Below are 6,719 nucleotides of genomic sequence, written 5' to 3'. Positions count from 1 at the left end.
GTAACCTTGGGGTTATTACCCCAGAAAGAGGTGCGCTATGGGCTCTACTCGACAAGAAAAAAATGGTAAAGTCCAGAAGAAGAAAGAGCATGTAAAGGACAAATTAGTAAGTCTTGTGGATGAAGATGCAAGACATGGAGCTAAATCGGATTCAAAACCTTTCACAGGATATAAGGGCAATATAACGAAATCAGATGATGGATTTGTGACAAACATCATTGGAACCGCAGGTAATACCTATGACGGAAATGTACTTTTGCCTCTTGTGGATGAGAAGCTAGAAAACCGTTCTAAGCCGCCAAAGATGAGAGGAGATACTCACTACGGAGGTGCCGAAAATAGGTTTCAGATGTTAGGAAGAGGAATTACGGTCGTTGCTCCGATACAAAAAGGGTCCAATCCAACCGGGTTTCTATCCCAGGAAATATTCGTTGTGGATAAAACTGGGGTGACATGTCCTGCCGGGAACAGAACCATGATTTCAAATTATAATGAAAAAGAAGGGACGACAACATTCTATTTCAAGGAAGAAGTCTGTAGCCAGTGTTCGCTAAAAGATCAATGCACAAAACAGGAGGGAAGGACTATCACCATAGGGAAACATCATGATTTGATGATGGAGGCGAAAGAATACAATAAAACCCAGGATTTTAAGGATGATATGAAGGAAAGAGCACATATCGAACCAAAGAATGCTGAGATGAAGAGATTCCATGGGATGGCAAGAGCAAGATATTGGGGTCTGCCGAAGGTGAATGTCCAATTTATTATCACTGCTATCGTTGTTAATGTTAAGAGGCTTGCAAATGTTATTGGTAGCGTATGCTATCTAAAAACGTGTTGAAAAGTGAGGTAAATTCGGGAATATTGAGGTAAATTATGGGCTAATAGGGATTTTTTGGCGAAAAAATTAGATTTTTTCTGAAAAATCCTGGAATTCATGAAAAAACGGATGAATTTAGCATGAATTAAAGGGGTTATCCGACAATCTCTTATAATCAAATTATATCAGGAAAAATGAATTAATTAAGATGTATGTAAAATTATTCGATCTTATCAACCCTTGACACTCTAAGCAAAGAACATAAAGGTATACTGTCAATAGAATCAAAACCCTTCTTATCGATCAATACTCCTATGGCTGTCGAATTTGCATTCTTTTCTTTGAGTAGTGCAACAACTTCACGTATAGTTGTCCCGGTGGTCACCACGTCATCAATAATGATGCAATCTTTACCGTTTACACTTGAAAAGTTCTGAGACAACATCCCACCGGAACCATCTTCAGCATGCTTATTTGACTGGAAAACTGCCAATTCCACTTCAAGTTCCTCGGCTATTAAGCTTGCAATGGGTACACCGCTAAGAGCAACACCCACAACCACATCAACATTGGTGCTGGAACTTTCAAGACGTTCAAGAATCAAATCAAGCAGTGCACTGGCAGTAAGGCTTAAGCGTCTTGAACTTCGGCCAATATTGCTCCAATTAACATAGATATCCTTGGGAGCTTTGGAAAGATCACCTTTTGGAGAATGTGCAAGCAGCCAGGTGGCTGTTTCCCTGGAAACATTCAGTTCATCTGCAATCTGTCCTTCTGATAATCCACTTTGCTTAAGTTCTAAAGCTTTCTCGATAAGCTCTCTGATATTTTTCATTTCTTTAACCACCGATTTATTTAATCTTTAACAATATAAAATTAATCCACAACATTTTGGCCTCTTACCCGATGTCTTTTCACTTCAGAACCACAAATCGGACATTCATTGCCAGATTTGACAATTGCCCCGCATCCTCTGCATTTCAACTCCCACAAAATATTTTTTTTGATCCCTTTAGACCCTGCAGACCTGTATTCGATTCCCAAACTTGCTGCCACATTCTGCACAGCATAGTCATCTGTTATCAGGATCACTTTACTTTTACTGAGCAATTCCAGGGCTTTGGCAAGGATATCCAGATCGGTCCCAGACAGCACACTATCATCTCCAGTGGATTTAGCAACTGAAATGACATGTTCAATACAACTGTCAAGAGGTGATTCCACCATCAACCCACTATCAAGAAGTAAGTCAAATCTCAATTGAGTAGAGCTGTCAATTATCTCATCCACTACACCCGGTACTGTTACCATTGTCCCTTCAATAAAATTTGTACCAACTATAAATCCGGAAGTATCCATGACATAAACATTACTTTCCATCAATTAGCCTCGTTCTTCTCTCTTTCCATAATATATTGGGTCTCAAACTTGTCAAAACGATCTGTCTCATCAGACCCAAAATACTGCTTGAGATCATGTATGGCCTTTTCTACCTTATCAAACTCTACGGTTGCAAGACTGGCAAAGGATTTCGCGGAATTTTTTGTAGAACTCTCAAGTTCCTCTGAAATTGGGTATCTGGACACCTCTTTTAATGACCAGATGGCCTGATCCAACGCATCATGCAGTTTTTGTCGGGATGACTCCAGCCCAATATTGGCGAAAGCATTTACAGCCACTTTGATCCCCTGCTCATTTCGTTGATATCCGCACGACACCCCAATATCCTTAATCGACCATAACACCTGTTCAGTTGCCAGTTCCAATTTATTGGATGCAGCAACAAAACCCAGTTTTTCCAGTTTTGTTATTATTTGTAGGGCTTCATATATCAAATCAGATTGTACTAATGAAGTCCCCATATCACGTAATTTAACCGCAGTCTGCTTTAGGGTACTCTCCAACGAATTAATGCCCGATGCTTCTCCTATGATATAAAGAACGTTGATTATTTTATTCAATATTGTTTTATGTTTTGTCCGAACTGCCGAAATCCCTACATTACCCAGCATATTACTTGCTTTTGATGCTGATGACTCCATACCATGTGCAGCAGCAGCTGATCCAATATGACTAATTGAATCGATAATTACCAGTTTCATGGTATCGAATTTCTTTATTTGAATAACATCATAATTTTCGGTAAGTTTACTGAGAATATCCTCAACAGATTTCTCAAGTCCATTATAAACTGCAATTTCTCCAATCTCACTCAAATTTATAACAGATTCAATAGCAACCTCGTCTTCATCCATTCTTAATGCTAATTTGTTGATATCATAAATATTATTGATAAAATGCAAAGTAACTTTATTCAAGTTCTGCTGGCGCATACCTGATGAGGTTATAATTTCAATACAGCTTTCTTTTAATATTTTCAAACCAAAGAGTGACGGGCCAAGTACACCCTTCATAATAGAGCCCCTTATAATATCAACTACAGGCTGGACAGGATCGCGGTCATGAATCTGGATTCCTCCTGCTTGAATTGTTATCAGTACATTGTCAGCAGTTATTTCCCTGAAAAAACGACTGAACTGCTGCGTGAATTGTTCGTTTTGCAGATATCGGTAAATCCCATGTCCTGCGTATCCAATAATCATGGAGGTTATGGCTGCAAATGCAAGATGTGTGGTCAGGACCATGAAATCTTTTAAGCCAAATCCGATCACATTAAGCACCATCATCAGACTTATACACAGTGCAAATATACCCAACACAAATGAAAAAAATTCCCTGAAATTAATGGGTTTATTAGACCTATTAAAGAGTTTGTTTAAAAAATTTGTGGAAAATGTCCGGGAAGGTTTCCTTCTTTTCAAGAGCCAGTTTGTTATTATCCATGTAAAAAGGGTTAGTATAACTGCTACAGATTGTCCTATGACATTAATTGAAACTGAAGTTGTAGCCCATAAGGGCAATGCCAGCATTGTGATCTGTATAAAGAGAGCACCAAGACAGATATCTGAACCCACTGAACGAAGGTTCAACTTGTGCACATGCTTGACATAGAGCACAATTAGAAAAAATAAAGCAGTTATGATACCAACTGGTACAAATTCAAATAGTGTCGGAATAAACCCAACCATGTTATTTTAATAAATATCCTTTGTATTTAAAATAAGCGATGATGATTGCTGGAAAATTGGAAAACGAAAAAAAAAGAAAGGAAATACGGGATTATTTGAAGATTTCGTCAAGTTTAGCTTCGATCTGCTGTTTTGGAAGTGCTCCTATGATTCTTCCAGCCAATTGACCATCTTTGAACACCAGCATGGTTGGGACAGCTGAGATGGCATATTTAACAGCAGCCTGACCGTTCTGGTCAATATCCAGTTTCCCAAATACGATCTCCCCTGCTTTTTCAGTGGCAATGGCCTCAATTGTAGGTCCTACGATCCTGCATGGCCCGCACCAGACAGCCCAGCAATCTACCACAAGTTTGGGGTATTTACTGATGGCCTGGTCGAGATCCTGGTCTGTCAGTTCTATGGGGGTATTTGGTAATGGGGATTTATTCATAATTTCTTGCAACTCCTTTAATTTTCTTTTCCTGATTTTTTCCAGTTCTTCATCCATATGTTAAAACCCATGGAATTATGCAATTGTTAATGCCTGATGGGGACATGCAGCAACACATTTTCCGCAATCTAAACAAGCTTCCGAATCGATTGTTGGATATTCACCAGGTCTTATTGAGATCGCACTAGCTGGGCATAATGTTACCATCATACAGGATGGTTTTTTATCACATACATTTTTGTTAAGTGTTACGGTCATAATTTATCACAATATAATGATTTATTTATTAACATATATAGTTTTGCACAGTTTGTACGAAACCGTGCAAAGACTGTTTTTTTAATTTCCTTAACAAAAAGTCACATGCTTTGGTTAAAACATCATAGGTTTCAGATACTGCCGGACAATAAGCTAGTTCAAGTTCTGAGAGCTCATGAACTGTCAATCCTCCTTTTAGTGCACAGGCTACCACATTTATTCTGCTGGCTGCTCCCGAGCCAATGGCTTGTGCACCAAGTAATTTACCTGAACTGGCATCAGCCAGGACTTTAACACTGATATCTTCCCCCCCGGGGTACCAATCCGGCCTGGTCTTGCCCTTTGCTTTTGCACCGATAATCTCAAATCCATATATCTTTGCGAAAAAAGTATTGAAACCTGTAGCAGCTACTTCAATACCATTAACAAACGAAACAAATGTGGTAACTGACCCCTCATATGTAGCATACCCTCCAGCTGCATTGGTACCAGCAACCGTGCCCTGCCTGTAAGCTGAATTTGCAAGCTGGGATACCCAGGGCCTGTGACTTATCGGATTTGTGACTTCAATGGAGTCACCTGCAGCATAGACATCCCTGGCAGTGGTCATCATTCTCATGTCAGTAGTAATGCCAAATCTGCCCAGATGTAATCCTGCCTCCTGACCCAGAGAAAGGTCGGATTTAACACCGGAAGCTGCTACCAGCAGGTCGGTATTTATTGTCTTACCATCCACAATCACAGACTCGATATAGTCCCGACCTATCACTTTTTCAAGTCCCTTTCCCATTATCAACTGGAATCCTTCTGTTTTGAGGGATTTTTCTATAATGGCAGCCATATCCTTGTCAATTGCTTTAGGAAATACCCAATCAAGCAGTTCCACGACAGTTACATCAAGACCCAATGCTTTTAAGGCAGTTGCCACTTCAAGCCCGATGGGACCTGCGCCCATGACCACTGCATGTTTTTTACCTTTTGCAGCCTGAAGTACCTGGGCTGTATCTTCAGGACAGCTGACAGTAAATACTCCTTTTTGCAGCAGTTCCTTTGCTCCCGGTATGGGAGGTATGAAGGGTTTTGATCCCGGGGCCATGATGAGGCTGTCAAATTCAATAATATTCTCAGACCCTGTTCCCAGGTCTTTTACACTTACCGTTTTATTATTCACGTCAATGGATGTGGCTTCATGATTCAGCAGTTTTTTTACTCCCATGCTGTCAGTAGGGATCTTATGTATCAGATCTTCCGGATCCGGAATGATACCTTCGATCACGAAGGGTAGTCCGCAAGGGGAGAACATGTCATAACCCCTTTTTTCAATTATTGTGATCTCAGCTTCGGGGGAGGTTTTCTTTGCAGCCATCAAGGCAGAGAAGCCGCCTACACCCAATCCTATGATAATTATGTGTTTATTGGTCATATAGGCTTATATTGACGTTATGCAAAATAGGTTTTATGTTCTGTTTTTTGTTTTGAAAGTTGTTTGCAAAGAAGATCAAAGGACTATCAATCAGAATATTGAGACTGCACTTTCCCCATCTCAAAGAATGGTGCAAGGATCATCTGTGGGCACCTGGCTGCTATCATGGGTCAGTTGGACAGGGATGGGAAGTAGTTGAGAAATATATTTCAAATACAGATTGTACAACAAAAAGATAAATAAAAACGTTTATATGCCAAAAAACGTTAACAAGCCCCGTATCCTTCAAGTACGGGGTATAGTGACTTTCGGAATTGCCAGGCAATGCTCAGGAAGTAATATTAATCCAAATTTACCAACATTCAATTCTAAGCAGACGTCAACTGGAGTATTAAAATGAAATTGATCTGTTTGCTAATAACTTAACTTGACATTGTCAGATTAATATTTAATCCTTCTGAACTTACATTTTTAGTGCCACATCAATCCATATTTCAGAGATAAAATACACAATACCATCCAACCTTTTCCCACATTTTGCATAATTTACCGAATACTAGCCAGCAAATAAGTTCAAAATCCATCCACGTGACATAGTTATCACTAAGCCCGGTATGACAGAACACAAATATCAAGCTATCTGCCATTCCAGCATTACCTTTCGCATCCTGGAAAGCACGTTCAATCCAGTAG

Annotated in this window: 8 protein-coding genes; 2 read left to right on the top strand and 6 right to left on the bottom strand. The window is 39.7% G+C overall.

Going from position 1 to position 6,719, the window contains the following annotated elements:
- Nucleotides 1–37 precede the first annotated feature (37 nt).
- Nucleotides 38–844: a transposase gene (locus IBX40_09935; GenBank protein ID MBE0524635.1), complete on the top strand. Its 807-nt coding sequence runs from the start codon at nucleotides 38–40 to the stop codon at nucleotides 842–844.
- Between the two features lie 199 nt (nucleotides 845–1,043).
- Here the strand turns inward: IBX40_09935 and IBX40_09930 are convergent, their stop codons facing one another.
- The 6 genes from IBX40_09930 to IBX40_09905 all read right to left on the bottom strand — a co-directional run bounded on the left by IBX40_09930 (nucleotide 1,044) and on the right by IBX40_09905 (nucleotide 6,026).
- Nucleotides 1,044–1,658 (bottom strand): orotate phosphoribosyltransferase-like protein, encoded by a 615-nt coding sequence (locus tag IBX40_09930; protein ID MBE0524634.1) that lies wholly within the window; start codon nucleotides 1,656–1,658, stop codon nucleotides 1,044–1,046.
- Between the two features lie 41 nt (nucleotides 1,659–1,699).
- Entirely contained in the window at nucleotides 1,700–2,203 is a 504-nt protein-coding gene (locus IBX40_09925) for a DNA-binding protein (protein ID MBE0524633.1), read from the bottom strand.
- Nucleotides 2,203–3,912 (bottom strand): hypothetical protein, encoded by a 1,710-nt coding sequence (locus tag IBX40_09920; protein MBE0524632.1) that lies wholly within the window; start codon nucleotides 3,910–3,912, stop codon nucleotides 2,203–2,205. Before IBX40_09920 ends, IBX40_09925 begins: the two co-directional genes overlap by 1 nt.
- A 91-nt stretch (nucleotides 3,913–4,003) precedes the next feature.
- Nucleotides 4,004–4,402, bottom strand: coding sequence for a thioredoxin (gene trxA, locus IBX40_09915; GenBank protein ID MBE0524631.1), 399 nt, complete (start codon nucleotides 4,400–4,402; stop codon nucleotides 4,004–4,006).
- 18 nt (nucleotides 4,403–4,420) lie between these two features.
- Nucleotides 4,421–4,603, bottom strand: a complete 183-nt coding sequence (locus IBX40_09910) for a 4Fe-4S binding protein (GenBank protein MBE0524630.1) — start codon at nucleotides 4,601–4,603, stop codon at nucleotides 4,421–4,423.
- A gap of 28 nt (nucleotides 4,604–4,631) precedes the next feature.
- The gene (locus IBX40_09905) at nucleotides 4,632–6,026 is read right to left on the bottom strand and encodes an FAD-dependent oxidoreductase (GenBank protein ID MBE0524629.1); all 1,395 of its coding nucleotides are present in this window, start codon (nucleotides 6,024–6,026) and stop codon (nucleotides 4,632–4,634) included.
- 59 nt (nucleotides 6,027–6,085) lie between these two features.
- Here IBX40_09905 and IBX40_09900 point away from each other — a divergent pair, with 59 nt between their 5' ends.
- Nucleotides 6,086–6,265 carry a transposase gene (locus IBX40_09900; GenBank protein MBE0524628.1) on the top strand — a complete coding sequence of 60 codons (180 nt, stop codon included), beginning with the start codon at nucleotides 6,086–6,088 and terminating at the stop codon, nucleotides 6,263–6,265.
- Nucleotides 6,266–6,719: the final 454 nt, after the last annotated feature.

The sequence above is a fragment of the Methanosarcinales archaeon genome (genome assembly GCA_014859725.1).
GTDB lineage: Archaea > Halobacteriota > Methanosarcinia > Methanosarcinales > Methanocomedenaceae > Kmv04.
Note: the sequence above shows the minus strand (reverse complement) of the source record. Positions and strands in the feature narration are given on the sequence as shown.